The organism is Barnesiella intestinihominis YIT 11860 (assembly GCF_000296465.1).
Lineage (GTDB): Bacteria > Bacteroidota > Bacteroidia > Bacteroidales > Barnesiellaceae > Barnesiella > Barnesiella intestinihominis.
Genome location: NZ_JH815204.1, coordinates 464355 through 488799 on the forward strand (window position 1 = coordinate 464355; position 24445 = coordinate 488799).

A 24445-nucleotide genomic window follows, 5' to 3' on the forward strand; every position below is an offset into this window, starting at 1 on the left:
TATGAAGAAGAGCATTTGTTTTGTCGGAAAGTTCTTACCTTTATGATTAAAATATAGGATATAGCGATGAAAATAACATTCGAGATATATTATCATACTCGATGGGGCGAAAGTTTATTTCTCTCCGGGGACATAGATGAGCTTGGTGCAAATGAAGATAATCGGGCTGTTATGATGGATTATCAAGGTGATGGGCTATGGAAATATACAATGGAACTTCCGGCCTCTGCAAAGAAATTCCATTATGAATATCTGGTAAAGTCCGGGGAGGGAATCCGTCGGGAGTGGGGGAGTCCTCATAGTTTCTCTCCGGGGAAGAATGCCGCGGAATATCGTTTGGTCGATCGATGGCGCGATGTCCCTGCCGATTTGCCTTTTTATTCATCGGCATTCATTCAAGGTATATTCTTTCGACAACACGCCGATTCTGTCGTAGAAACGATAGAACCGGGGACGCTCACCGTTAAGGTTGACGCGTCGCAACTAAGGCCCGATGAGAGGCTCGTTATGGTCGGCGACTGTCCAGAATTGGGCGATTGGGACGTTTTAAAAGCCCCGTTATTGAATGATTCTGCTTTTCCGGAGTGGCAGATAACCCTCGATGGGAAACAACTGAAATTCCCGTTTGAGTATAAGTTCGTTATCGTGCGTACCCATCAACGGGAAGTTGTTGCTTGGGAGACGGGAGAGAACCGTATTTGCCGGGAGAAACCGCAAAATCCTTCTGAGGCCGTGGTGGTTTCGGGACTTCGCTTCAACGGTTCCGAATCGCAGTGGAGGGGAGCCGGGACGGCGATTCCGGTATTTTCTCTCCGTACGGATTATGGGTTCGGCATAGGGGAGTTTATCGATTTGAAATATTTGGTAGATTGGGCGTTAAGAACAGGACAGTCGTTTATACAGCTACTCCCGGTGAATGATACGACGATGTCGGGTACATGGCAAGACTCCTATCCCTATAATGCCAACTCTACTTTTGCTTTGCATCCGCAGTACCTTCGGTTATCCGAAGTCGGGTATTTGAACGACGAGGTGGAGCAAGTCCGCTTCGATGCGTTGCGAGAAGAATTGAACCGGTTGCCCGATGTCGATTACGAGCGGGTGAACCGTGCGAAGATGGAATATTTGAGACTTTTGTTCGAGGAGCAGGGCGAGGCTACGCTATCGAGCGACGGATTCAAAGCCTTTTTTCGGGATAATAGCTTTTGGTTACGTCCTTACGCAGCATTTTGCAGTTTGAGAGACCGATTTGGAACTGCCAATTTTAGCTGTTGGGAAGAACATTCGTTTTACGATGAATCGGCCATTGCCGACTATTGTGCCGTGTGGAGTCCGTGGTATAAATCGGTCGCATTGTATTATTATATTCAGTATCATTTGCATGTTCAATTATCCGAAGTCAAGGAGTATGCCCATCGGGCAGGAGTGGTTTTGAAAGGCGATATTCCCATAGGAATCAGTCGTACCAGTGTCGATGCGTGGGTCAATCCGCAACTCTTTCACATGGATAGTCAGGCAGGGGCGCCACCCGACGATTTCTCGATAGAAGGCCAGAACTGGGGATTTCCCACGTATAATTGGGAGGTCATGGCTCGTGATGGATATGCGTGGTGGAAAGCCCGGTTGCGCAAGATGTCGGAGTATTTCGATGCTTACCGGATTGATCATATTTTGGGCTTTTTCAGAATTTGGGAAATTCCGTTCAATGCCGTTCATGGTCTGCTGGGACACTTTAATCCGGCGTTACCGTTCTCTCCAGAAGAGTTGCAGGGATACGGATTCCGTTTTGATGCTTCGTGGCAAACGGTTCCTTATATTCGGGAAGATTTTTTGGACGAGATTTTCGGTGCATATACCGGAGAAGTGAAAGAGCGGTTCTTGGTACATAAGGGAGATGGACGATGGGATTTGAATGTCTTGGTTGATACTCAGCGTAAGATAGTCGGATATTTCTCCGGGGCGAGTGACGATATGAGTATTTTGATAAGAGACGGGTTGATGCGGCTTATCGACGATGTCCTTTTCCTCGAAGATCCCGATCGTCCGGGGTATTATCACCCACGTATCTCGGCTCAGCATACACATGTTTATCATAGCCTCGATGAAGATCAGAAGTCTTGTTTCAATCGTTTGTATGACGATTTTTATTACCATCGTCACGATGTTTTTTGGAAAGACGAGGCGTTGCGGAAGTTACCTGCTCTCATCTCGTCGACCGACATGCTGGTCTGTGGCGAAGATTTGGGAATGATCCCGCACTGCGTTCCCGAAGTGATGGAGCGTTTACAGATACTCTCGTTGGAAATCCAACGAATGCCTAAGGAGTCTTGGCGTGAATTTGGGGATACATGGGCTTATCCCTATCGATCGGTATGTACGACCTCGACTCACGATATGTCGGGAATAAGGGCATGGTGGGAAGAGGATAGAGCTCGAACACAACGATTTTTCAATGAAATTCTCGGCGAACAGGGCGAGGCTCCTTATTTCTGTGAACCGTGGATTTGCGAGAGGATAGTCGAGTTGAATCTCTTTTCTCCTTCGATGCTTGCTATTTTACCGTTACAGGATTGGCTGTCGATAGACGGGCGGTTACGTCGGGAAAATCCGCAGGAGGAGCGGATAAATATACCGGCTCATTCCCGTCACTATTGGCGATACCGCATGCACTTGTCGATAGAACAGCTTTTGGAAGAAGGGGTATTTAATACCCGCCTTCGGGAATTGATTGAACGTAGCGGGAGATAGGGGCTTTTACAAGGCATATCCCTCGAAATCGTATAGCACTGTCGACAGATAACGTTCTCCCGTATCGGGTAAAAGTACGACGATTGTTTTGCCTTTGTTTTCGGGTAATTGAGCCAATCGGGTAGCTGCGAAAACAGCTGCTCCGGAGGAGATACCTACTAATAGACCCTCTGCCGCTGTCAGTTCTCTACTGGTGCGAATGGCATCGTCGTTGCTTACGGGGATTATTTGATCGACTACGGAAGCATCGAATGTCTTGGGAACGAACCCGGCGCCGATGCCCTGTATTTTATGGGATCCGGCTTTACCTCCCGATAGAACCGGCGAGTCTTTCGGTTCTACGGCTACGATTTTTATAGCAGGGTTGTGTTTTTTTAGTCCGGTTCCTACGCCGCTGATGGTTCCTCCTGTACCTACTCCGGCGACGAATATATCGATTTTGCCTTCGGTGTCTCTCCATATTTCTTCGGACGTTGTTTTCGCATGAATGGCGGGATTGGCAGGGTTTTCGAATTGTTGCAGAATGATGCTTCCCTCTATCTCTTCATTCAGTTCTTTCGCCTTTTGAATGGCTCCTGCCATACCTTCACTACCGGGAGTAAGGATTAACTGTGCTCCCAATGCTTTGAGCAGATTGCGCCTTTCCATGCTCATCGTATCGGGCATGGTCAGTATGAGCCGATAGCCTCTTGCTGCCGAAACGAATGCGAGACCTACACCTGTATTTCCGCTTGTGGGTTCTATAATTGTGGCATGAGATTTCAACAGCCCTTTTTGTTCGGCCTCTTCTATCATAGATAAAGCGATACGGTCTTTTACACTCCCGGCCGGATTGAAGTATTCCAGTTTAGCGACCAGTATTCCGTTCAACTCGTGTTTTTTATTGTAATTCGAGAGTTCCAATAGAGGGGTATTCCCTATCAAGTCGGTTAGACTTTTGGCTATTTTCTTCATGTTTATATATTTATGGTGATACAAAGATAGTGCAAACGAGGGCAGGAGCAAATTAATTTGATGATATCAAGTGGAGCTTATATTTGTTTTAGTATTGAAAGTCTGTTAATCTCCCTTTTCGATACGTTCTGTCTCACTTTCATGTACGAATGTTTCTTTGATTGCAAATACGCACAAAGCTCCCGCGAATAACAGAATACCCGAAATCCCCAACATGACGGGCTGGCTACCGCCTAACCATCGTAGCAGAGAACCACCTACTAAGGCCGCGAGAATTTGGGGAACACAGATCGTGCCGTTGAACAGTCCTAAATAGGCTCCCATGTTTTTCCCCGAGATGGAATTGGTGAGGATCGTGAAGGGTAGAGCCAATATGGCTGCCCAAGCACAACCAATGAGGAAGAAAGGCAGGAACATCAGATAGGCATTGTGAATGAAAGGAACCAGTGTGAAACCGGCTCCGCCGATAAGTAGGCTGAGGCTATATGCCGCTTTTCTGTTTTTTATCAAGGGGAGAAGCGGGGCCCAACATACCGAGCCTATGGCTTGTATGGCGAATAATACGCCCGTCCAGTTCCCGGCTGATTGGTAGCCGGGAGAAGCCGGATCGGTCGAGTGCCAGACGTTGTCGGCGATGGCTCCTGTGGAATAGGTCCACATATACATGAAAGCCGACCAACAGAAAAACTGAACGAGACCGACCGTCCAGAAAACTTTCGGAGCGTGGCGCAGTAGGGATATGAAATTATTCTTCTCTGTCAGTTCTTTGTCCGAAATTTGGTGAAATTTTTGGAATTCCGCAGGTGGCATTTCTTTCACCCGTATCGAAGAATAGAGGGTACACAGTATCAATATGGCTGCCCCTCCGTAGAAAGAGAAAATTACCGAATCGGGGATAACTCCGGGGGCTGCGATATTGCTGATACCGATATAGGTGAACAGGATAGGGAACAAGTAGCCGACTAAACTTCCGGCATTGGAAAGGAAACTTTGTATGGAGTAAGCGAGTCCTTTTTGCCGTTCGTTGACCATATCGCCTACCAACATTTTGAAAGGTTGCATGGCCATATTGATAGATGTGTCCAACATCATGAGGGCTATTAACCCGAACCACATTGCATGGATATATCCCTTGAATGAAGCGGCATTAGGCAATAGGCACATGACTGCTACGGCAATGGCCGAGCCGGCGATAAGGTATGGAATACGTCGTCCGAAACGATTCCAAGTGCGGTCGCTCAATGCGCCTACGATAGGTTGTACGATAATTCCCGCTAACGGAGGAAGTATCCAGAAATAACTTAAATTATGCGGATCGGCCCCTAAGGTGGCGAATATCCGGCTAATGTTGGCGCTTTGAAGAGCATAGGCTATCTGAACGCCGAAGAATCCGAAACTAATATCCCATAGCCTTCGGAAACTTAAATCGGGTTTTACTCTCATTCCATCGAAAAGAGAGGAGCATTGGGTTTATTGTAAATCCGTTGTTCTGTTTATTCCGGGAAGGTCATGCCATACAGTTTCTCTATTTCCTGAGGCCAAAGGTTCTCATTCGGAGTTTCGAGAATCAACGGTATGTTATCAAAACGCTTATCTTGCATTAATCGTTCAAAGAACCCCATACCCAATACGCCTGCGCCTAAACTGTCGTGACGGTCTACACGGGAGTCGAGTCCTTTTTTAGCATCGTTCAGGTGCATTCCTCGCAAGTATTCGAATCCGATAATCCGGTCGAATTCCCGCCAAGTCGCATCATATCCTTCGGCTGTCGCCAAATCGTAACCTCCGGCAAAAGCATGGCAGGAATCTATGCAGACTCCTACACGACTTTTGTCCTCTATCCAGTCGATGATAACCGCTAAATGCTCGAACTTGAATCCTACGTTACTGCCTTGCCCGGCCGTGTTTTCTATAACGGCGGTAACCCCATCGGTCTTTTCGAGAGCCAAATTGATCGATTGGGCGATACGGGCTAGACACTCGTCGGTCGAAATCTCTTTCAAGTGACTGCCGGGGTGGAAATTCAATAGTTTCAATCCCAGCTGTTCGCAACGTCGCATTTCGTCCAGAAAAGCCACCCGAGATTTGGTCAGCCCTTCTTCCTGAGGATGTCCGAGGTTGATTAGGTAGCTGTCATGCGGTAGTATATATTGGGGTGAGAATCCGTATTTTTCGCAATTCTCCTTGAACAGTTCTATGCTTTTGTCCGATAACGGAGGCGATTGCCATTGCCTTTGATTTTTTGTGAACAAGGCGAAGGCTTTGGCCCCTATGGCATGTGCGTTTACCGGAGCGTTTTCTACACCGCCCGCAGCACTTACGTGGGCTCCTATAAATTTCATGATTCCGGTCGTTTTTGTTCTTTAAGCAAAACTACAAAAAAAGCCGATTGCTGCCGAGATGAATGAGTTAAGATTTGAGATGGTTCCTGAAAACTTCTTTATCTTTGTGAGTACGAAGATAGGATGCGGTTCGGTATAGCCAAATCGGAAATGGGGTTTCCGTTTGTCTCTGCTCTCACCTTTCGCTATCTTTGTAGTTACAAAGTATAGAGTATGAATAAGGTATATCATTGGATATTTTTTCTGCTATTGCTCGCCGGTTGTCAGGATAGAACGGATTCGTCATACGTGATTACAGGAAAAGTGGTTAACTCGCTGACTGACGGGAATGTCGTTTATTTGTCTCATAGTAACGGAGATGAATTGGTGAATTTGGACAGTGCGATAGTCGATGGCGGAGTTTTTTCTTTTCACGGAGTACAGGAGGAACCGATTATGGCTTATCTGCGGTTTAACCGTTATCTCGATTCTTTGGCTGTGCCCGTGTTATTTGTGTTGGAAAATGGAGCGATGGAGGCGGTGATGGATACTTCGTATTCGAGTGTCGCAGGGACGGAGCAGAATAACATATTCGAGGAATATAAACGGGAGGCGTATCGCCTCGATTCTTTACGCCGTTGTTTGCATAGCCATTACGTCGAACAGGTGGAGAAGCGTATGATGGATGCCGGTTTGGAACAATCGATGTGCGATGAGGATTTTCGTTTGAGCAGCCAAGAGGAGAAGCTGGCCTACCGGTTTATTCGACGGAATCATTATTCACCGGCTGCGATATGGGTGCTGGAACAGATGCAAAGCCGTTTCGATGAAGATGAGTTGCGAAGCCTTTTGTCGGGATTCGGTGGGCGAAGCAAGAATGCGCAGATATTGTCCGATATTTCTTTGCGCTTGCGTAATGCCGATAAAGTCGAGCCGGGAAATCCGTATGTAGATGTTCCATTGATAGAGTATTCGGGACGGAAAGAGAATCTGTCGGGATATATAGGATATGCGAGATATACGGCTATTGGCTTTTGGCGTTCGGATAGCGAGCCTTCTTGCCGGGATATGACGAAATTCGGAGAACTGTATCGGGCGTATGGTTATCGGGGCGCGACCTTTTTGTCTGTTTCGTTGGATAAAAAACGGGATATATGGCGGGAAAAAGTGAGAACTTTGGGACTGCCTTCACATCACTGTGCGGCTGCGGAACCCGATGTAATCGAAACCCGATATGCTCTGGTGTCGGTTCCCAATTTTATGCTTATCGCCCCCGATGGGTCCATCGATTCCCGCAACCTGACGGTGACACAGTTGGAACAGAGGCTGCAAGAACTGTTACCCTATCGGGCGAGAAGAGATACTGCTGTGTCGTCTGTGCCGGATACCACTGGATTTGTGAAACGATCGTCAATATAGTTCGTCTCCACAATACTCGGCAATGTCGTAGTAATGAGATTTTTTCATATTGCAAGTATGTAATTTGTCTAAAAATGGGAATCAAGGCAAAATAGAACTTCTGCCTTGACTCTACATAGAGATCCCCTCTGCCTTTAATCTTTGAGATTGGCGAATGGTCTGTGTCCCCCGCGCTGTTCTTTGAATCGGGCGATGAGTGCGGTTTCGACCGTTTCGGGATCTTCGTCGGGAGTAGGTTTCCAGCACAACAGCAAATTGCCGGAATTTTTTATTTGCCAAATGTATCGGCCGCCCCAGTGCCCTATATTTTGTCTATTCCCGAATTTCAGATATTGATTTAATCGTTTTCGGAGGGTTGTTCCGGCTTTTCCGATGTAGACCACACAAGTATTTTTTACCCAGTTGGTTTCCAACTCGGTTATCGACACATTGGGGTCTTTCCCTTTAAAGAATCCTCCTGTACCGCAGGGGAGAAACTCGGGTATATTTTCCCCTGTATAGACAACCATATACACTCCTGCTGTTCGGGGTATTGCCGTACTGTCGGTTTGCAGTTGAGCCACTGGAATGAATCCCTCGAAACCGGAGGCTTTCAAATCATCGATAGTGTTGAATTTCATAGATATATCATTTAATTTGTTTCATGATATTTGTAGTTAAGTTTGTTTTAATAATTCATATATCCTATTAGATTCTCGTTTTCATCGAGATAAAATATTTGATTTTCGTTGTTCATTCCTCCAAATCCATTTCTTGCTTGGTATTTTGGACATATTAAGCATGGCTCCGAACGAAACTGTTCCGGAATTATACCAGTATATCCACAAAACGGGCAACAAAGAGTTGGTTGGTCTGAGATTTGTGTTTGGATTGTATGTTGGTTTTCCTTCGCTCTTTGTTTATTCTGTCTATCCAATTTTTCTTTTTCCGCCTTCCCTTTTTCTGATAAAGGGATTTTCCATTGTTTTGGAGATTTTTGCGTTTGATAGGCGTGAGGAATCAGTCCTGATTCTACTATTTTTTTCAAGGCTTTGTTATCAGCGATTAAACGGGTAAAGGTAAGTAAACGATTAGCTTCCGCTAAAAGCATATAAGGCTTGTTTTTTTGTATAAGCTGAATATCTATTGCCTGTATGATTTTTTCGATATTTCCCATAACGATAATTTTAGTGTAGAATGTCTGGGTGATTTGTAATAACAAGTCTTGGGGTATTGTATTTTATTCGGTATTTTATTCGTATCGTTAATGATTTTCAGTACTTAGTTGCACTCTGTTTCAATAGGTTTGTTTCGTTCGGCGGCTTGTCGCAGCGTATCGTATAGGCGAGTGCGCAAGGTGTGTGGCGCGATTACCTCGACCGATCGGCTGCGGGAAAGCAGTTCCATGACGAAGTCGTTGGTAATGCGCAATCGCAGTTTGACGGTGATACCTGTTTCGTCTTCGGAGAGTAGTTGTTGCGAGTGATGCAGGGGTAGTGTTTTCACGAAAGCTCCATCGACCGAGTCGTATTTGAGTATGATATCCTCGACCGGGTCTTCGGGATTGTTCCATATCCCGTAACTTTCCCGAAAGAGGGAGGGGATATCTATGTGTTCGTCACGGAGAAATTGTGTATCTTCGAGAATATTTATCGCCGAGATACGGTCCACTCCGAACGATTTCAGTTTGCTGTCGGTGTCGTAGCCGATGAGATACCATCGGTATTGCGATTCTTTCAAGAAATGGGGCATGAGCCGTTTGTGAACGATTTTTCCGTTATGGCGTACTAAGGTGTAGTCAAATTCAATGGGATTCCTTTTTCGTATCGCTTTTAGGAGGGGAGCGATGAGTTCGTGCCGTATGGCGTTCTGGCGATGCTCGGCGAGGACGTATTTTTGCAAAACACTGTCGGTATTGATAGAACTGAGCAGTTCGAAGTTGAGCAGTAGTTCTTTGTAGTTGTCGGTCATCTTGTCGAGTTCGGCAATGTAGTATCCTCGTGATTTGTCGTTACGAATGACTATGCCGAACATTTCGTCGATAAGTCCGAAATCGCGCTGCATGGTTCGTTGCGAATAGTTCGAATCTTTGTTGTCGTATAGGGCGAGGGTATTCTCTACGTGTGCGACGAGTGCGTCTGTCGGGACGTATCGAACTGCCGATAGTTTGTTGATGAGTATCGCCAAGCGTCGTATTTGACTGAGTTTTGCCATATCTGTTTGTTTTTGCTTCTTGTGCAAATATAATGATGCAGAACGACAAAACGTGTCGTGTTGATAAATAAGTGGGAATTTAAAAAGAAGAACGCCCGACAAAATCGGGCGTTCTTACTATAAGAAGTTTCGATGATTATTCGGCAACGACTTCGAAGGGGATTTCTACGCTGACTTCTTTGTGAAGTTTCACGATAGCTTTGTAGTTACCCACTTCTTTAACCGTATCTTTAATAACGATTTGTTTGCGGTCTACGATATGTCCCAATTTTTCGAGTGCTTCGGCAATCTGAATGTTGTTTACAGAACCGAAGATCGTACCGGTCGAGCTAGTTTTAGCACCGATGGTAAGAGACACGCCTTCGAGAGCGGCAGCCAAAGCCAAAGCATCGGCTTTGATCTTTTCGAGCTTGTGAGCGCGTTGTTTCAAATCTTCTTCGCGAACTTTCAATGCAGAAGGAGAAGCGATCACTGCTTTTCCTTGCGGGATAAGGTAGTTGCGACCATATCCGCTTTTCACTGTAACGACATCGTCTTTGTAACCGAGGTTAGCGACATCTTCTTTCAATATTACTTGCATGCTAAATTCCTCCTTCGTTTAATTATTTCATCATATCAGTTACATAAGGGAGCAGCGCCAAGTGACGGGCTCTTTTCACAGCTTGTGCAATACGACGTTGAAATTTCAACGAAGTTCCTGTGATACGACGGGGCAGGATCTTACCTTGTTCGTTCAAGAATTTTTTTAGGAATTCGGGATCTTTGTAATCGATATATTTGATACCGTTTTTCTTGAAACGGCAGTATTTTTTCTTTTTGATGTCGACCGAGGGAGGGGTCAAATATCTGATTTCAGATTGTGCTTGTGCCATTTTTTAGTTCTCCTTTACTTCTTTGTTAGACGATTTAACACTTCTTCTCTTTGCTGCGTATTCGGCTGCAAATTTATCCATTCTGAATGTCAAGAAACGGATTACACGTTCGTCACGACGGAATTGGATTTCCAATTTAGCGATGACAGAAGGTTCGGCGTCGAATTCCAACAGGGTGTAGAACCCGGTGGTCTTTTTTTGGATAGGATAGGCGAGTTTGCGCAATCCCCAGTTTTCTTCATTCACGATTACTGCGCCTTGTTCGGTGAGAATCGTTTTGAATTTTTCTACCGCTTCCTTCATCTGTACATCAGACAAAACGGGAGTTAAGATGAAAACGGTTTCGTAATGATTCATACTCGTTTAGTTTAACGTAATTAGTATAATGTTTTTTATTTGCGGGGGCAAAGGTAGGTATTATTTTGTAATTATGCAATGATTTATACTCGTTTTTTGAGGGAACATTCACTCTTAGAAGCTGTTTTAAATTTATTGAGAAATAATATTATCATTGCAGGCAGGTATGTTCCGGCCATATTGCGCCCCTGTCTCGCATCTTGAATTCCTTGATTTTTGTCAATAGCCCGCTATTGACTGCCTATCTCGGACTCCGATCTGCTTCAACATAGGTCTCAATCTGTCTCGGAATAAATTTAAAACAGCTTCTACTGTATTTTGCATATTCTGTGGTTTTAGTATCACATCTTCTTCGGCTCGTATTTTTTGTAAAACAGCGTGAGGAGGATAAACCCGACGAAGGCGAGGGGCGCTCCTATCAGGGCGGGATATTGATATCCCAGTCCGGCTTGCAGGGGTAGACCTCCGATATATGCGCCGATGGCATTGCCGAGATTGAAAGCCACTTGTATACAGGCTGCTCCCAGTAACTCGCCTCCTTTGGCAAAGTGAATGATAGAGATTTGTTGAGGACTCGACACAGCGAATAGCCCGGCTGTACAAAGGCACATGAGCAGGGCTGTGAGCCAGTTGATATGGGCTACGAAGAAAATGCCTAATAATGCCATAAAGAGTATGAATTGGGTAGAGGCGGCTACACGTCCGGGAGTATATTTGTCGGACAACTTCCCGCCCAAGAGATTCCCGACTACCATACCGAATCCGGCCAATACCATCAATAGGGTAATGCTTTCTGTGGAAAATCCGGAAACTTTCGTAAGGAGGGGATTTATGTAGCTATACCAACAAAATACGCCTCCGTTTCCCAACATGGTAGCTCCCAAAATAAGCCACGGGGCTCCGGTTTTCAAGAAACGGAATTGCCCTTTGAACCCTGTATCGGGTAGTCCTTCGACTTGGGGAACCCATTTCCAGATGTAATAAAGTATGATGATACCCCATACTCCTACCAGCATGAATGTGAGTCTCCACGATAATAACGTGCTGAGCGATGTTCCTAACGGGACTCCGAACAGGTTGGCGATGGTCATGCCGGCAATCATGATAGAGACTGCCTCGGAGCCTTTTCCCTTGTCGGCAAGTTTCTCCGCGACAACCGATGCAACGCCGAAATAGGCTCCATGTGGTAACCCCGATATGAATCGGGCGACAAGCATAGTCCAGTAGTTGGGCGACAGTGAGGCGAAGATGTTTCCTACCATCATGATCGCCACCAATCCTAACAAAATATTTTTTAACGGGAGTTTACGGGCGAGGGTAAGCATGGGCGCTCCTGCGCAAACACCGAGAGCATAGGCCGAAATCAAGTGTCCGGCGGTCGGGATACTGATGTGCAGATCGGCTGCTACATAAGGCAGTATAGCCATCATGACAAATTCGGCTATACCTAATCCTAATGTGCCGAATGCCAGTGCGATAAGACTCTTTTTCATTTCTATTTAATTACCTATTGAGCAGTGAGGCCGCGTGATTTTCGCGGACCTTCTGAAAAAATCGGGTGCAAAGGACGTGAATAAGACTGTTTTGTCCAAAATAATCGACTTATTTTTTTCGTGAGAGACTAAATTTTTTGGCATCTTTTTTTAAATGCGAACAGATAGTATCTGTCGTGTAGTATTTAGAAGCTGTTTTAAATTTATAGAGAAATAATATTATCATTGCAAGTAGGTATGTTCCGGCCATATTGAGCCCCTATCTGGCATCTTGAATCCCTTGATTTTTGTCAATAGCCCGCTATTGACTGCCTATCTCGAACTCCGATCTGCTTCAACATAGGTCTCAATCTGTCTCGGAATAAATTTAAAACAGCTTCTTATTGAAATGAAGATATTGCAAAAAAAACTGCAAATCCTTCTTCAACAAGGATTTGCAGTTTCAATGAGCCAGATTTACATTATTTGACCTCGATTGTTTTTACGACTCCGTCATTACTTTGAACGGGTAATTTAGGAAGTTCGACAGACAGAACACCGTGTTCGACGTGAGCCGCTATCTTGTTTTTGTCTACGTTATCGGGCAATATCATTGTCTGTTGGAATTTGGAATAAGAAAATTCACGACGCAGATAGTGCTCTTTTTTTCTTTCTTCCTTATTTTCGCTTTTCTTTTCCATCGTGATAACGAGATTGTCATTGTCATCGATGTGGATTTGAAAATCGTCTTTTGTCATACCCGGAGCCGCCACTTCAATGCAGTAGTCGTTTTCATGCTCTACCACATTGATTGCCGGAGCCGTTGCATTAGCTTTTTCCATCCAATCGTTATCGAAAAAATCATTGAAGATACTCGGTAACCAACCTTGATTTTTTCTTGTGGGTAACATAGTTTTAATCTCCTATTTTTAAGTTGTTTAATCTTTTCTTTGACTTCGGCTCTTTCGATAACCGACGTCATTCGGATATTTGCAAACGACGTGCCAATATATTTTTCGAGGTTTATTGTTCGGGTATGTATGACAGTAGTTATCCAAAGTGGACAAAATTATTCCATAGAGTAATTATTGTCACTTTTTTCGGGCAGGGGAAGACGCCGGGAATCGATAGGTAAGTCATAGTTTTTTCGATTATGCCATAAATCGGTTATGGTGTGATTATACTTTTGCTCAAAAAAGAGAAGAATATGGAAATACAAGAACAACAATTTGTCCGGGAACTGGCGGAGAGCCGTATGCAAATAGAATTATTGAGAAATCGAGTGTTGTTGCGTTATTACGCCCAATTGCTCGAACTCGATATCATAGAGCAAACCCAAGAAGTGAAAGCTCTCATGAGCAGTATCAACACGCTCGAACGCTATGCCCGTAAATATGAACCGAAAGAACCGGCCGTAGAGTCTGCTCCCGTAGAAAACGGGGGATCAGGAGAAGTTTTCCGGAACAAAGAGGGAGAGTCGGAGTGTGTCAATGTACTGTCGGGGAAAACTATGCCTTGTGTTTCTGCTCGTTCGGGGGCAGAGAATATGATGGCTGTACCTTCCCGGTCGGCGGTAGTGCGAAATCTACCTAACGGATTGAAAATAAAATCGGTTACGACTCGTGGAAAATCGCATCGAAAATAGATTGCAGATGAAAAGGCGCAAATTTCTATTCGGTAAGGTTGTTTTGAAAATTGTTTGAGCTATCTTTGCGCAGGATGCGAAAATAGGCTGCATTCGGCAAAGTCAAGCGAGCTTGCTTTTGCCCTCATTTGCACTATCTTTGCGTATATTGTGAAAGCAGGCCGGGCTCGGCGGGAAAATGGAATTCGGTTCTGTTCCCTTTGCTTGCATGGACTCTACAATTTTACGGAACGATGAAAACGATACGAGAGATATATCGCATAGGGTATGGCCCTTCGAGTAGTCATACAATGGGGCCGAGAAAGGCTTCCGAAATATTTTTGAACCGCCACCCTGAGGCTGTGGCGTTCGAGGTCATTCTGTACGGTAGTCTTGCCGCTACGGGAAAAGGGCACTTGACCGATGTAGCGATTCTCGATACCCTTCAACCTCATGCCACGGTCGAAATTGTGTGGAAACCGTCGGTATTTCTGCCGTTTCACCCGAACGGCATGACTTTTCGCTCGAAAAATAGTTCGGGTGAAGTGACCGACGAATGGACCGTGTTCAGCGTGGGAGGAGGGGCTTTGGCCGAAGAAGGGAAGCCTTTCGACGAGACACCGGAATTGTACGAAATGAATAGTATGACTCAGATTCTCTCTTGGTGTGAACGGACGGGGCGCAGTTATTGGGAATATGTGCAGGAATGCGAAGACCACGATATTTGGGACTATTTGGCCGAGGTGTGGTCGACTATGCGCGAGGCTATCGAACGAGGGCTCGACCAGGAGGGTGTATTGCCCGGTCCGTTGAATTTACGGCGGAAAGCCTCTTCTTATTATATAAAGGCGAAGGGTTATAAAGACAGTTTGAAAAGTCGGGGATTGGTATTTGCCTATGCGTTGGCCGTGAGTGAAGAGAATGCATCGGGCGGGCGTATTGTAACCGCACCCACTTGCGGATCCTGTGGAGTCGTGCCGGCGGTATTGTACCATTTGCAAAAGAGTAGGGAATTCAGCGATACCCGCATTTTAAGAGCGTTGGCGACCGCCGGTTTGGTGGGGAATATCGTGAAGCAAAATGCTTCTATATCGGGAGCCGAAGTGGGGTGTCAAGGCGAAGTGGGAGTGGCATGTGCTATGGCTTCGGCGGCAGCCAGCCAGTTATTTGGCGGTAGTCCCGCACAAATCGAGTATGCCGCCGAAATGGGGCTGGAACATCATTTGGGTATGACTTGCGATCCGGTGTGCGGATTGGTACAGATACCTTGTATCGAACGGAATGCCTATGCTGCGGCGAGGGCTTTGGATGCTAATATCTATTCGGCTTTTACCGATGGGAATCATCGTGTATCGTTCGACAAGGTGGTGGCTGTAATGAAACAAACTGGGCACGATTTGCCATCTTTGTACAAGGAGACCGGGGAGGGTGGCCTTGCCAAAGATTACGAACAGATGTAAAAAACAGATTTGTAAATCACTCTGGAAATTTCGATCGGGACAAGCCTCGATCAGTCGATTCCCGGTCGCCTGCTTGTGCCTATGTTCTTGTCTCCCCCTTAGCTGTTTTTGGCTCAGTAGGAAATCAGTAGGGATTGCCCTTTTATATTTCCAACCCCTCTCCTTAGAAATTACCATTTCTTCGGTTTCACTACTATATTGCTATGCAACACAAGAGAGAAGGGGTAAGGTACACTAAGAGACAGATGGGTTAAAACAACAAAAGAGCGATGTTGCTGGAAAATTTTTACACTCCTCCCCTGTGTTTTGCAACGTAAAATATAGGGGAAGTGGCCGCAGGCCGGAGGGGTTAAAGAAATGTTTCTTTGGTTTTACCACTATATTGCTCTACAATAAAGGGGTGAAAGGGTTACACACACACCAAGTGACGGAAGGATTAATAGATATGTCAGGAGGTTAAATACATTCCCTTTTCTCGGAGAGTGAGCAAAAAGGGAGGTGAATTTGTTTTTATGGTGAAGTTACTTTATATTTGTAGTTGTTTAAGCAATGATTAATATATGAACTTTTCTGAACTGAATATAGAAATGGTGTTCGCTTTGATGAGCGGTAAATTGTCAGCTGCGATTAATCGGAAATTATATCGTAGTTTTCGAAAATTGTCTATCGATATAACTCCCGAACAATGGACTGTATTGTATTATTTATGGTCGCGGGACGGAGTGACTCAGCAGGAATTGTGTAATGTTACATTTAAAGACAAACCGAGCATGACCCGGCTAATAGATAATTTGGAAAAGCAACAGCTTGTCGTCCGTTCTCCGGGCGTGAAAGACCGGCGTATCAATTTGATTCATCTTACAGATAAAGGTCGGGAGTTGGAGGTGGCTACGAAGCCTTTGGTGACGGCTATTATGAGAACGGCGTTGGACGGCTTTTCGGATAGAGAAGTCGAGATGGCCGGGAGAATGTTGACCAAAGTTTTCGGTAATTTGAAAAATTCGTTGGAGGATTAAGAAAATCTGTCATGATTAAATATATGAGGCATATATTCATTTTTATAGTTGTATGGCTTTCGGCAGGGACGATTTGTTCTTTCGCGCAATACAAGCCCGATCGTTTGGGAGAAGGTTTCGAAGCGAAAACTATTGCCATGCCGGACGATTACAGCGGAAAGGTAGTGACAACTCTTGTTCGGAGTTTGTCGTCGTGCGACACGCATAAAGCGGTGCTTTACGTGCACGGATATAACGATTATTTCTTTCAGGAAACGCTGGCTCGGACGTTTAACGATTCCTGCTTTAATTTCTATGCAGTAGATTTGAGAAAATACGGACGCTCGTTATTGCCGGAACAAACGCCGTTCGAGGTTCGAGATTTACAAGAATATTTTGCCGATATAGATACGGCTCTGACTCTTATTCGAGAGGAGGGAAATACCGACATTGTGTTGATGGCTCATTCGACGGGAGGATTGATAACATCGCTTTATTGTGAGGCTCATCGTAACGACTTGCCGGTACAGGGACTCATTTTGAACAGTCCGTTTCTCGACATGAATATGAATTGGTTCTATGAGAAGATTCTGGTTCCTATCGTGTCGGCTTGGGGGCGTTGGTTTAAAGGAACAAAGATAAGTCAGGGAAACTCTACCGCTTATGCCGAGAGTTTACTAAAAGATCATCATGGGGAATGGAATTATGATACCGACTTGAAATTTAAGGTATCTCCGCCTGTTTCTTCGGCATGGATACGGGCGATACATCGCGGTCACAATCAAATTCATAAAGGGTTGCATATTCCCTGTCCCGTTTTGTTGATGTATTCGAGTCAATCGGTGGACGGAAATAAATGGACGCCTCAACATCAATCGGGAGATGCCGTACTCGATGTAAAGGATATTGCCCGCTATGGTCGCATGTTGGGACCAAAAGTCACAGAGTTTGAGGTTCAGGAAGGAATGCACGATCTCGTACTTTCGAAACCTTCGGCTCGTCAAGCTGCTTATTCCGAGATGTTTCGTTGGCTTCGGAGCAATGGATTGAACGAATGATCCCCCAAAGTTCGTTTATTCTCCGAGAGTCATCGAAAATACGATGTGGGGCATATCGATGCCTCGGTAGTGTTTTACGATGGTATCGCCGGGCGTCATACCGATTCGTTTTGCGACTCCTTGCGAAGGAAGGTTATTGTCGCGGATAATGGAGTAAATGCGTTTTATACCCAAAATGTGGGAGGCATAGTCGGCACATGATCGTGCGGCTTCGGTAGCATACCCTTTGTGCCAGAAATTTTTGCGAAGGAGATAGCCTATTTCGGGAACGGTTTGTTCTCTGTATGATTGCATAGTGATGCCACATTGTCCGATGAGTTCTCCGTTTTCTTTAAGAACGGCCCCCCATAAACCGACTTTGTCTTCGGCATATCTCTTTATTTGTCGGTCTAACCATTCCCGGACTTCTGTGTCGTTGAATGCGCCTTCGTAGGCGTACATCACCTCGTTGTCTTGTAAGAGTTTACAAACTTCATGAAAGTCGTTCGGGCATAACTCTCTAAGAATTAATCTCCGGGTTTCTAATATCATTCTCATTTCACCGGTCTCCGGTTAAAGACGTTGTTATTCGGCATTCTGTTCGGATTGCTGTTTTTCCAACTGTAAGACTTGTTTGTCTGCGAGTTCGAGTGTGCGTACGTTCAGTTGATATTCTCGTTTGAGGTCATCGACATTTTTCATGAGGTTGGCGAGCTCACGGGTCGCTTTAACGGCTTCGCGAGTGACGGGGTCGAGCGATAGAGTATATCGGTTTCCACCCAAGTAAGTGAGGGTTATTTTTTTACTCGTATTATTCGCTATGAGTGCTGCGACGGCAGAACATTGACCGTCTTTGTATGTCACGATTTCGGTATATTTGTCGTCGTTGGTGAACCGGTAATTATTGGCTCCGTCGTACCCGATAACGAGAGTTTCGGCTTTACTTTTGTCCGGGAGCGTCGCCCGTATGGAACTGTGTTTTATCGGTGTGCTTCCGTAATATACGCTTGCCAACTGCATTTGTCCGTTTTCTGTGACCAAAACTTTCAATTGGCTACGATTTATCGCGGCTTGTTTGGGAAGTTTCTTATATATATAATTCCCTTCCGTTTGGTATTTGGCGTCTTTTTCGAACCGGAAGTTTTTCTTGGCTACTTCGAGTTCGGTTTGTCTCACTTTGAGTACACTGTCTATATAAAGCAGGTTTTGCTCGCTTTCTTTTTGTTTTACGCGGCACATGAGCAACATACCCGCTTTTATCTGTTTGAAGGCTTTGGGGTATAATAATTCGATACTGTCGATAGCATTTTTAGCATTGGCGTATTGACCGTTTTCGAATAACTTCCGAGCTTTTTCATATTGAGCGTTAGCTTCATTACTATTATCTCCGCAGGAGAATAATACTATCGCACAGGAGCATATCCAAAAGTAAAGATATTTAGCCATAATTGATCGGTGTATTGTATTTGATGTTTAATTCTATCTAATAGACCCTCTCTGTACATCTTTGACCCCCTTAACGGTTTTGAGCTTTTTCATCAGACTGTTGAGGGAGGAGATGTCATCGACCGTGACGGTGATATGCCCTTGAAAAAGGCCGTCGTTCGAGTCGATCGAGATGCCTCTCATATATATGTTTTTCTCTTTTGAAATAATCGATGTAATGTTCGTTACGATACCGATATCGTCGTTTCCGATAACTCGCAGGACGGTGACGTATTTGGACCCCATTTTGCCCGACCAGCGGGCATTGACTACTCTGTAACGGTAACGACTGTATATGTGCCGTGCGTTCGGACAATCTTTACGGTGTATCTTGATAGTTCCTTCCGTGGAGACAAATCCAAAGATTTCGTCGCCGTAAATGGGGTTGCAGCATTTGGCCAATTTATAGTCGATACCTTTGACATCGCCGCCTATGACGAGCTCGTCTTCTTTCGATTCGTCGGGTTCTTTTTGTAAAGTAAATTCTTCTGCCGTACGAGTTTCGTATTGCTCTTCGTTTTCTTTTTTATCGATTTCGAGATAAAGGTCGATTACGCGATTGACGTCGATATGTTCATCGGCCAATTCGTTGTAAAAATCGGTGACGGTCTTATAGCCCATTTTTTTTATAAGGCGCATCATTACACCGTCTTCCATCTCTATTTTGCGGTTTTTGAATCGTCTTTGCAAAAGCTCTTTCCCATATTCCGCCGCTTTATTCTGCTGTTCGTTCAGGGCTTGCTTTATCTTTACCCGCCCTTTCGATGTTGCGGCTATGTTGAGCCAGTCTTGTTTCGGGGTCTGGTTGGGAGAGGTAAGTACTTCGATCGTATCGCCGCTTTTCAGTTTATATTTTATGGTTTCGATCTTTCCGTTTACCTTGCCGCCGACACATTTGCAGCCTAACCCGGTGTGAATGAGGAATGCGAAGTCCAGTAACGTGGCTCCCAAAGGCAATTTGTATAGGTCTCCTTTCGGAGTGAATACGAATACCTCTTTGTCGTAGAGATCCATTTTGAAATCGCGCATGAGTTCCAAAGCTCCACCGTTTCCGGCCGCTTCGAGTACTTCGCGCACATTGTTCATCCAATCGTCCAGCCCGTTCTCGCTTTTAATTCCTTTGTATTTCCAGTGGGCGGCAAGTCCTCGTTCGGCTATTTCGTCCATTCGCCGGGTACGTATTTGTACCTCTACCCAGCGTTGTTTCGGTCCCAGCACAGTGATGTGTAACGATTCGTATCCGTTCGATTTGGGAATGGAAAGCCAGTCCTTCATTCGCTTGGGGTTGGGCTGGTACATATCGGTAACGATCGAATATACCTTCCAACAGTCTGCCTTTTCCTGTTCGAGGGGAGTTTCCAGTATGACACGAATGGCAAACAGGTCGTAAATGTCTTCCAAATCGGCTTTTTGTTTCTTCATCTTATTCCAGATGGAAAAGATGGATTTCGTGCGGCCCTTGATTTCGAAATGTAGACCTTCGGCTTCGAGTTTTTGTTTTACCGGTTGGATAAATTCCATGATGTATTTATCCCTGTTCCTCTTGGTTTCGTTGAGCTTGTGGGCTATCTGGTCGTAGATTTCCCGATTGGTGTATTTCAGGGAGAGGTCTTCCAGTTCCGATTTTATGGAGTATAGTCCCAATCGGTGCGCCAGTGGAGCATAAAGATAGGAGGCTTCACAGGCGATGTCATAACGGTATTTTTCGTTGGGGTGGTGGTTTATCATTTTCATGACGCAAAGCCGGTCGGCGATCATGATGATGATAACTCGTATATCTTCGGCGAACGATAGTAACAGTTTGCGGAAATTCTCGCTTTCGACGGCAGCCTGTTTGGCATACAAGCTGTTCGATTTAATGAGACCCCGAATGAGCTGGGCTATGTCGTCCCCGAATTCTTTTTTTACGGTTTCGATAGTGAGGAATTCGCTGACGACCAAGTTGAAAAGTAGAACCGAAATAAGCATACTGCGTTCTAATCCTACCCTGTCGCATAAGATGAGCGCAGTATTCAGATTACGGACAACCGGATTTATTCCTTGTTTGTTTCGCTGATAGTGCCCTGTTTCGACGGCTTCGGAAATGAGGCGACGCATGCGGTTGAAGTCTTCGACTCTTAGAACCGGGCGACTATTGCGTAACAGTTGCCGATAGACCGATAGGACATTTTCTTTTTCGTCGAGTGTAAAATAGCTTTTTTCGGGCATAAGGTGCGACTGTTTTCAAAAATTCTGTCTCAAATATATATTTTTGTGGGTAAAAATGCGCTTTTTTTTAGAGCTTTTTGTAGTTTTGGGAACGGAATTAAAATTCATTATTCATTACAAGCTATGTTTACACCGGAAGATTTAGATTTGTTTGCCGAAAAAGGTATTGACGTACATACGGTTGAGGAGCAGTTGGTCTCGTTTAAAAGCGGATTTCCTTTTTTAAGGATATTATCTTCTGCTTCTGTCGGGAACGGTATCTTATCGCTTGACGAACAGCAAACGCAATATTATCTCGATTTGTGGGAAGGTTACTTGAAAGATAATCATAAGGTCGTGAAGTTTGTTCCGGCATCGGGTGCTGCGAGTCGTATGTTCAAAGATTTGTTCGCATTCCTTTCTGCCGATTACAGTGAACCACAAACTGATTTCGAAAAGAAATTTTTCAATTCGATCGAACATTTTGCTTTTTACTCCGATCTTGACGAAGCCTGTTTGAAGAATGAAGGAAGGAGCATAACCGATTTGATAGAATCGGGCAATTACAAAGCGGTGGTGTCCAATCTGCTCGAAGCGAAGGGCTTGAATTATGGTTCTTTGCCGAAAGGGTTATTGAAATTCCATCGTTATGCGACGAATAACCGTACGGCTATGGAGGAACATTTGACGGAGGGAGCTCTTTATGCCGCCAGTTCCGACGGGGAGGTCAATATTCATTTTACGGTATCTCATGAGCACCTTGCCGATTTTAAAGCATTAGTAGCCAAGAAGAAAGTGGATTATGAGCGACGTTATGGTGTACGTTATCATATTAGTTTTTCCGAGCAAAAGCCTTCTACCGATACTATTGCGGTCGATGCGAATAACGAGCCGTTCCGAGAGAATGGTAGGCCGTTGTTCCGTCCGGGGGGACATGGGGCTTTAATCGAGAATCTGAACGACATAGATGCCGAAATCATATTCGTAAAAAATATAGATAATGTAGTGCCCGACAGACTGAAAGAGCCGACCGTGCGGTTTAAGAAAATCATCGGAGGGGTGCTGGTATCGTTACAAACGGAGATAAACCGTTATATTACCATGTTGAAAAGCGGGAAATACACGATCGACGATTTACGGGAAATGATACAGTTTTTGCATAAAAAGCTTTTCGTCAGAAATGAGGAAACCAAACATTTGGAGGATGCGGAGCTAGCTTTGTATTTGTTGCGGAAGTTGAATCGTCCGATTCGTGTATGCGGAATGGTTCGCAATTCCGGAGAACCCGGCGGGGGGCCCTTTATTGCTTATAATCAGGACGGAACCACATCTTTGCAGATTTTGGAGAGTTCCCAAATAGATATGTCGAATCCAGATGCTAAGGAACAGTTCGAGTCGGGTACTCATTTTAATCCGGTAGATTTGGTTTGTGCCGTGAGGGATAATAAGGGAGAGAAATATGATTTGCCGAAATACGTAGATAAAAATACCGGTTTTATTTCGCTTAAATCGAAGAATGGCAGAGAGCTGAAAGCTCTTGAATTACCGGGACTTTGGAACGGGGCCATGAGCGATTGGAGTACTGTTTTTGTGGAGGTTCCCGCAGAGACGTTCAATCCGGTCAAGACCGTTAACGATTTACTCCGTCCGCAGCATCAGTAGGGTGTGGGATTCGGCATGGAATAGAGGGCGATATGCAGTGGTATATCGCCTTTTTTTGTAACTTTGCACTTGCGAGGATAAGCATCGCCGTGGTATGGACCCAATAGAATTTTGTTTATACCTCTGGCCTGTATTGCCATTGCATATGATTGATGAGAATAGTGGGGTATGAAATCTAACCGATTTTTATTCTTCGGCTATTCGTTAAGTAAAAAAGAAAAACAAGAATAGAAAATATGACGTTTGAAGAGTTCGGATTGTCCGAAGATGTTATGCGAGGGCTGGATGCCATGAATTTTAAGGAGGCGACTCCTGTTCAGGAACAAACCATTCCTGTGATATTGCAAAAAAGAGATTTAATAGCTTGTGCTCAAACCGGTACGGGAAAGACGGCCGCCTATATACTGCCATTACTGAATCTGCTTACAGAAAAGCAGGGCGACGGAGATAGAGTGCGTGCTGTGATTGTCGCTCCTACGAGGGAGTTGGCGCAACAGATCGACATGCAGTTCGAGGGATTTTCCTATTTTCTTCCTATTTCTACTGTTGTGGTTTCGGGTGGGGGAGACGGCGCTTCATGGGACCAGCAAAAGCGGGGGTTAACGATGGGTGCGGACATTATTATCGCCACACCGGGACGACTTATCTCTCATTTGAATATCTCGAATATCGATTTTTCGGGAGTGGAGTGTTTTATTCTCGATGAGGCCGACCGGATGCTCGACATGGGTTTTTATGACGATATTATGAAAATAGGTAAAAAATTGCCCGAGAATCGTCAAACGGTCATGTTTTCGGCGACTATGCCTCCCAAGATTAGGCAGTTAGCCAAGAATATCATGAACGAACCGGTAGAGGTCAATGTGGCTATCTCGAAACCGAACGAGGCCATAGACCAGTCGGCTTATGTCTGTTATGAGAGTCAGAAGATGGGAATCGTCGATTGGCTTTTCAAGGAACCGACCGGAACGAAAACGATCGTTTTCTCTTCTTCGAAACAGAAAGTAAAAGAGTTGGCATTTTCCTTGAAACGAAAAAAATATAAGGTAGAGGCGATGCACTCAGACTTGGAGCAATCGGAGCGCGAATCGGTCATGCTTGATTTTAAAAATAATAAAATCGATATTTTGGTGGCAACCGATGTTATTTCCAGAGGTATCGATATCGATCAAATAGGATTGGTCATTAATTATGACGTACCGCATGACCCGGAGGATTACATTCATCGTATCGGTCGCACGGCCCGAGCCAATGCCGACGGTACAGCCATTACGTTCGTGTCGGAAAAAGAACAAGGCAAATTCCATCGAATCGAATTGTTTTTGGGGTATGATATTCCTAAACGGGAATTGCCCGAAGGGTTGGGCGATGCTCCGATTTATTCTCCCAAACAAGGTCGGGGAGGTCAACGAAATCGAGGCGGTAAGAGAGGCGGAACCGGTGCTAAAAATTACGGAAAGGGCGGTAAGAGGAAGCCTAAAAAGAACAATCGAGGTTCACAGAGTACCGAAATTTCAAGAAAACCCGAAAGGCATCATGGTCGTTCCAAGTCGTCTGGGAAACAATCGGGTGGTGTGGAACAATAGTTGTAAGGGGTTAATTATAAGTTTTTGACTATTATTAGAACGAGTGAGGTTCTTTTGTAGTATTTGACTTTTT

22 protein-coding genes are annotated in these 24445 nt (G+C 45.0%); 8 read left to right on the top strand and 14 right to left on the bottom strand.

The annotated features are described in order from the left end of the window. The first annotated feature begins 66 nt into the window (after positions 1-66). The gene (locus HMPREF9448_RS06735) at positions 67-2748 is read left to right on the top strand and encodes a 4-alpha-glucanotransferase (RefSeq protein ID WP_008861837.1); all 2682 of its coding nucleotides are present in this window, start codon (positions 67-69) and stop codon (positions 2746-2748) included. Positions 2749-2754: 6 nt separating this feature from the next. Here the strand turns inward: HMPREF9448_RS06735 and cysK are convergent, their stop codons facing one another. From cysK to nfo, 3 genes are all read right to left on the bottom strand, one after another. Next, entirely contained in the window at positions 2755-3702 is a 948-nt protein-coding gene (cysK, locus tag HMPREF9448_RS06740; protein WP_008861838.1) for a cysteine synthase A, read from the bottom strand. Positions 3703-3807: 105 nt separating this feature from the next. Further along, positions 3808-5145 (bottom strand): SLC45 family MFS transporter, encoded by a 1338-nt coding sequence (locus HMPREF9448_RS06745; protein WP_008861839.1) that lies wholly within the window; start codon positions 5143-5145, stop codon positions 3808-3810. Positions 5146-5195: 50 nt separating this feature from the next. Beyond that, entirely contained in the window at positions 5196-6044 is an 849-nt protein-coding gene (gene nfo / locus HMPREF9448_RS06750) for a deoxyribonuclease IV (protein WP_008861840.1), read from the bottom strand. Positions 6045-6257: 213 nt separating this feature from the next. Here nfo and HMPREF9448_RS06760 point away from each other — a divergent pair, with 213 nt between their 5' ends. Continuing rightward, positions 6258-7442, top strand: a complete 1185-nt coding sequence (locus HMPREF9448_RS06760; protein WP_008861841.1) for a DUF4369 domain-containing protein — start codon at positions 6258-6260, stop codon at positions 7440-7442. Between the two features lie 134 nt (positions 7443-7576). Here the strand turns inward: HMPREF9448_RS06760 and HMPREF9448_RS06765 are convergent, their stop codons facing one another. From HMPREF9448_RS06765 to HMPREF9448_RS06800, 8 genes are all read right to left on the bottom strand, one after another. Then, on the bottom strand, positions 7577-8062 hold the full coding sequence (locus HMPREF9448_RS06765) for a GIY-YIG nuclease family protein (protein ID WP_008861842.1): 486 nt from the start codon (positions 8060-8062) through the stop codon (positions 7577-7579). A gap of 47 nt (positions 8063-8109) precedes the next feature. Further along, positions 8110-8598 carry a hypothetical protein gene (locus HMPREF9448_RS06770; protein WP_008861843.1) on the bottom strand — a complete coding sequence of 163 codons (489 nt, stop codon included), beginning with the start codon at positions 8596-8598 and terminating at the stop codon, positions 8110-8112. Positions 8599-8702: 104 nt separating this feature from the next. Further along, complete coding sequence (locus HMPREF9448_RS06775) at positions 8703-9635, bottom strand: helix-turn-helix transcriptional regulator (protein WP_040296020.1); 933 nt, start codon at positions 9633-9635, stop codon at positions 8703-8705. 136 nt (positions 9636-9771) lie between these two features. Then, complete coding sequence (gene rplI, locus HMPREF9448_RS06780; RefSeq protein WP_008861845.1) at positions 9772-10215, bottom strand: 50S ribosomal protein L9; 444 nt, start codon at positions 10213-10215, stop codon at positions 9772-9774. A gap of 22 nt (positions 10216-10237) precedes the next feature. Then, complete coding sequence (rpsR, locus tag HMPREF9448_RS06785) at positions 10238-10507, bottom strand: 30S ribosomal protein S18 (RefSeq protein ID WP_008861846.1); 270 nt, start codon at positions 10505-10507, stop codon at positions 10238-10240. Between the two features lie 3 nt (positions 10508-10510). Continuing rightward, positions 10511-10864 (bottom strand): 30S ribosomal protein S6, encoded by a 354-nt coding sequence (rpsF, locus tag HMPREF9448_RS06790; RefSeq protein ID WP_008861847.1) that lies wholly within the window; start codon positions 10862-10864, stop codon positions 10511-10513. A 341-nt stretch (positions 10865-11205) separates the two neighbouring features. After that, on the bottom strand, positions 11206-12357 hold the full coding sequence (gene araJ, locus HMPREF9448_RS06795) for an MFS transporter AraJ (RefSeq protein ID WP_008861849.1): 1152 nt from the start codon (positions 12355-12357) through the stop codon (positions 11206-11208). A gap of 461 nt (positions 12358-12818) precedes the next feature. Next, positions 12819-13247, bottom strand: coding sequence for an Hsp20/alpha crystallin family protein (locus HMPREF9448_RS06800; protein ID WP_008861850.1), 429 nt, complete (start codon positions 13245-13247; stop codon positions 12819-12821). A 296-nt stretch (positions 13248-13543) separates the two neighbouring features. Between HMPREF9448_RS06800 and HMPREF9448_RS06805 the strand changes: the two genes are divergently transcribed. The 4 genes from HMPREF9448_RS06805 to HMPREF9448_RS06820 all read left to right on the top strand — a co-directional run bounded on the left by HMPREF9448_RS06805 (position 13544) and on the right by HMPREF9448_RS06820 (position 17473). Next, complete coding sequence (locus HMPREF9448_RS06805) at positions 13544-13981, top strand: hypothetical protein (protein WP_008861851.1); 438 nt, start codon at positions 13544-13546, stop codon at positions 13979-13981. A 233-nt stretch (positions 13982-14214) separates the two neighbouring features. Beyond that, positions 14215-15420 carry an L-serine ammonia-lyase gene (locus HMPREF9448_RS06810; RefSeq protein WP_040296097.1) on the top strand — a complete coding sequence of 402 codons (1206 nt, stop codon included), beginning with the start codon at positions 14215-14217 and terminating at the stop codon, positions 15418-15420. A 560-nt stretch (positions 15421-15980) separates the two neighbouring features. Continuing rightward, on the top strand, positions 15981-16436 hold the full coding sequence (locus HMPREF9448_RS06815; protein ID WP_008861853.1) for a MarR family winged helix-turn-helix transcriptional regulator: 456 nt from the start codon (positions 15981-15983) through the stop codon (positions 16434-16436). Positions 16437-16459: 23 nt separating this feature from the next. Beyond that, the gene (locus HMPREF9448_RS06820) at positions 16460-17473 is read left to right on the top strand and encodes an alpha/beta hydrolase (protein ID WP_157260362.1); all 1014 of its coding nucleotides are present in this window, start codon (positions 16460-16462) and stop codon (positions 17471-17473) included. A gap of 15 nt (positions 17474-17488) precedes the next feature. On the opposite strand, the gene HMPREF9448_RS06825 is transcribed toward HMPREF9448_RS06820, so the two are convergent. Genes HMPREF9448_RS06825 through HMPREF9448_RS06835 form a run of 3 tightly spaced genes read right to left on the bottom strand, consistent with a single transcriptional unit; the run spans position 17489 to position 21145 of the window. After that, the gene (locus tag HMPREF9448_RS06825; RefSeq protein WP_008861855.1) at positions 17489-18010 is read right to left on the bottom strand and encodes a GNAT family N-acetyltransferase; all 522 of its coding nucleotides are present in this window, start codon (positions 18008-18010) and stop codon (positions 17489-17491) included. Positions 18011-18037: 27 nt separating this feature from the next. Continuing rightward, positions 18038-18898, bottom strand: coding sequence for a hypothetical protein (locus HMPREF9448_RS06830; protein ID WP_008861856.1), 861 nt, complete (start codon positions 18896-18898; stop codon positions 18038-18040). A 33-nt stretch (positions 18899-18931) separates the two neighbouring features. Next, the gene (locus tag HMPREF9448_RS06835; protein ID WP_008861857.1) at positions 18932-21145 is read right to left on the bottom strand and encodes a RelA/SpoT family protein; all 2214 of its coding nucleotides are present in this window, start codon (positions 21143-21145) and stop codon (positions 18932-18934) included. Positions 21146-21268: 123 nt separating this feature from the next. On the opposite strand from HMPREF9448_RS06835, the gene HMPREF9448_RS06840 reads away from it, so the two are divergent. Together HMPREF9448_RS06840 and HMPREF9448_RS06845 are read left to right on the top strand one after the other, a co-directional pair. Continuing rightward, entirely contained in the window at positions 21269-22786 is a 1518-nt protein-coding gene (locus HMPREF9448_RS06840) for a DUF4301 family protein (RefSeq protein WP_008861858.1), read from the top strand. A gap of 236 nt (positions 22787-23022) precedes the next feature. Then, positions 23023-24372, top strand: coding sequence for a DEAD/DEAH box helicase (locus HMPREF9448_RS06845; protein ID WP_008861859.1), 1350 nt, complete (start codon positions 23023-23025; stop codon positions 24370-24372). Positions 24373-24445 lie beyond the last annotated feature (73 nt).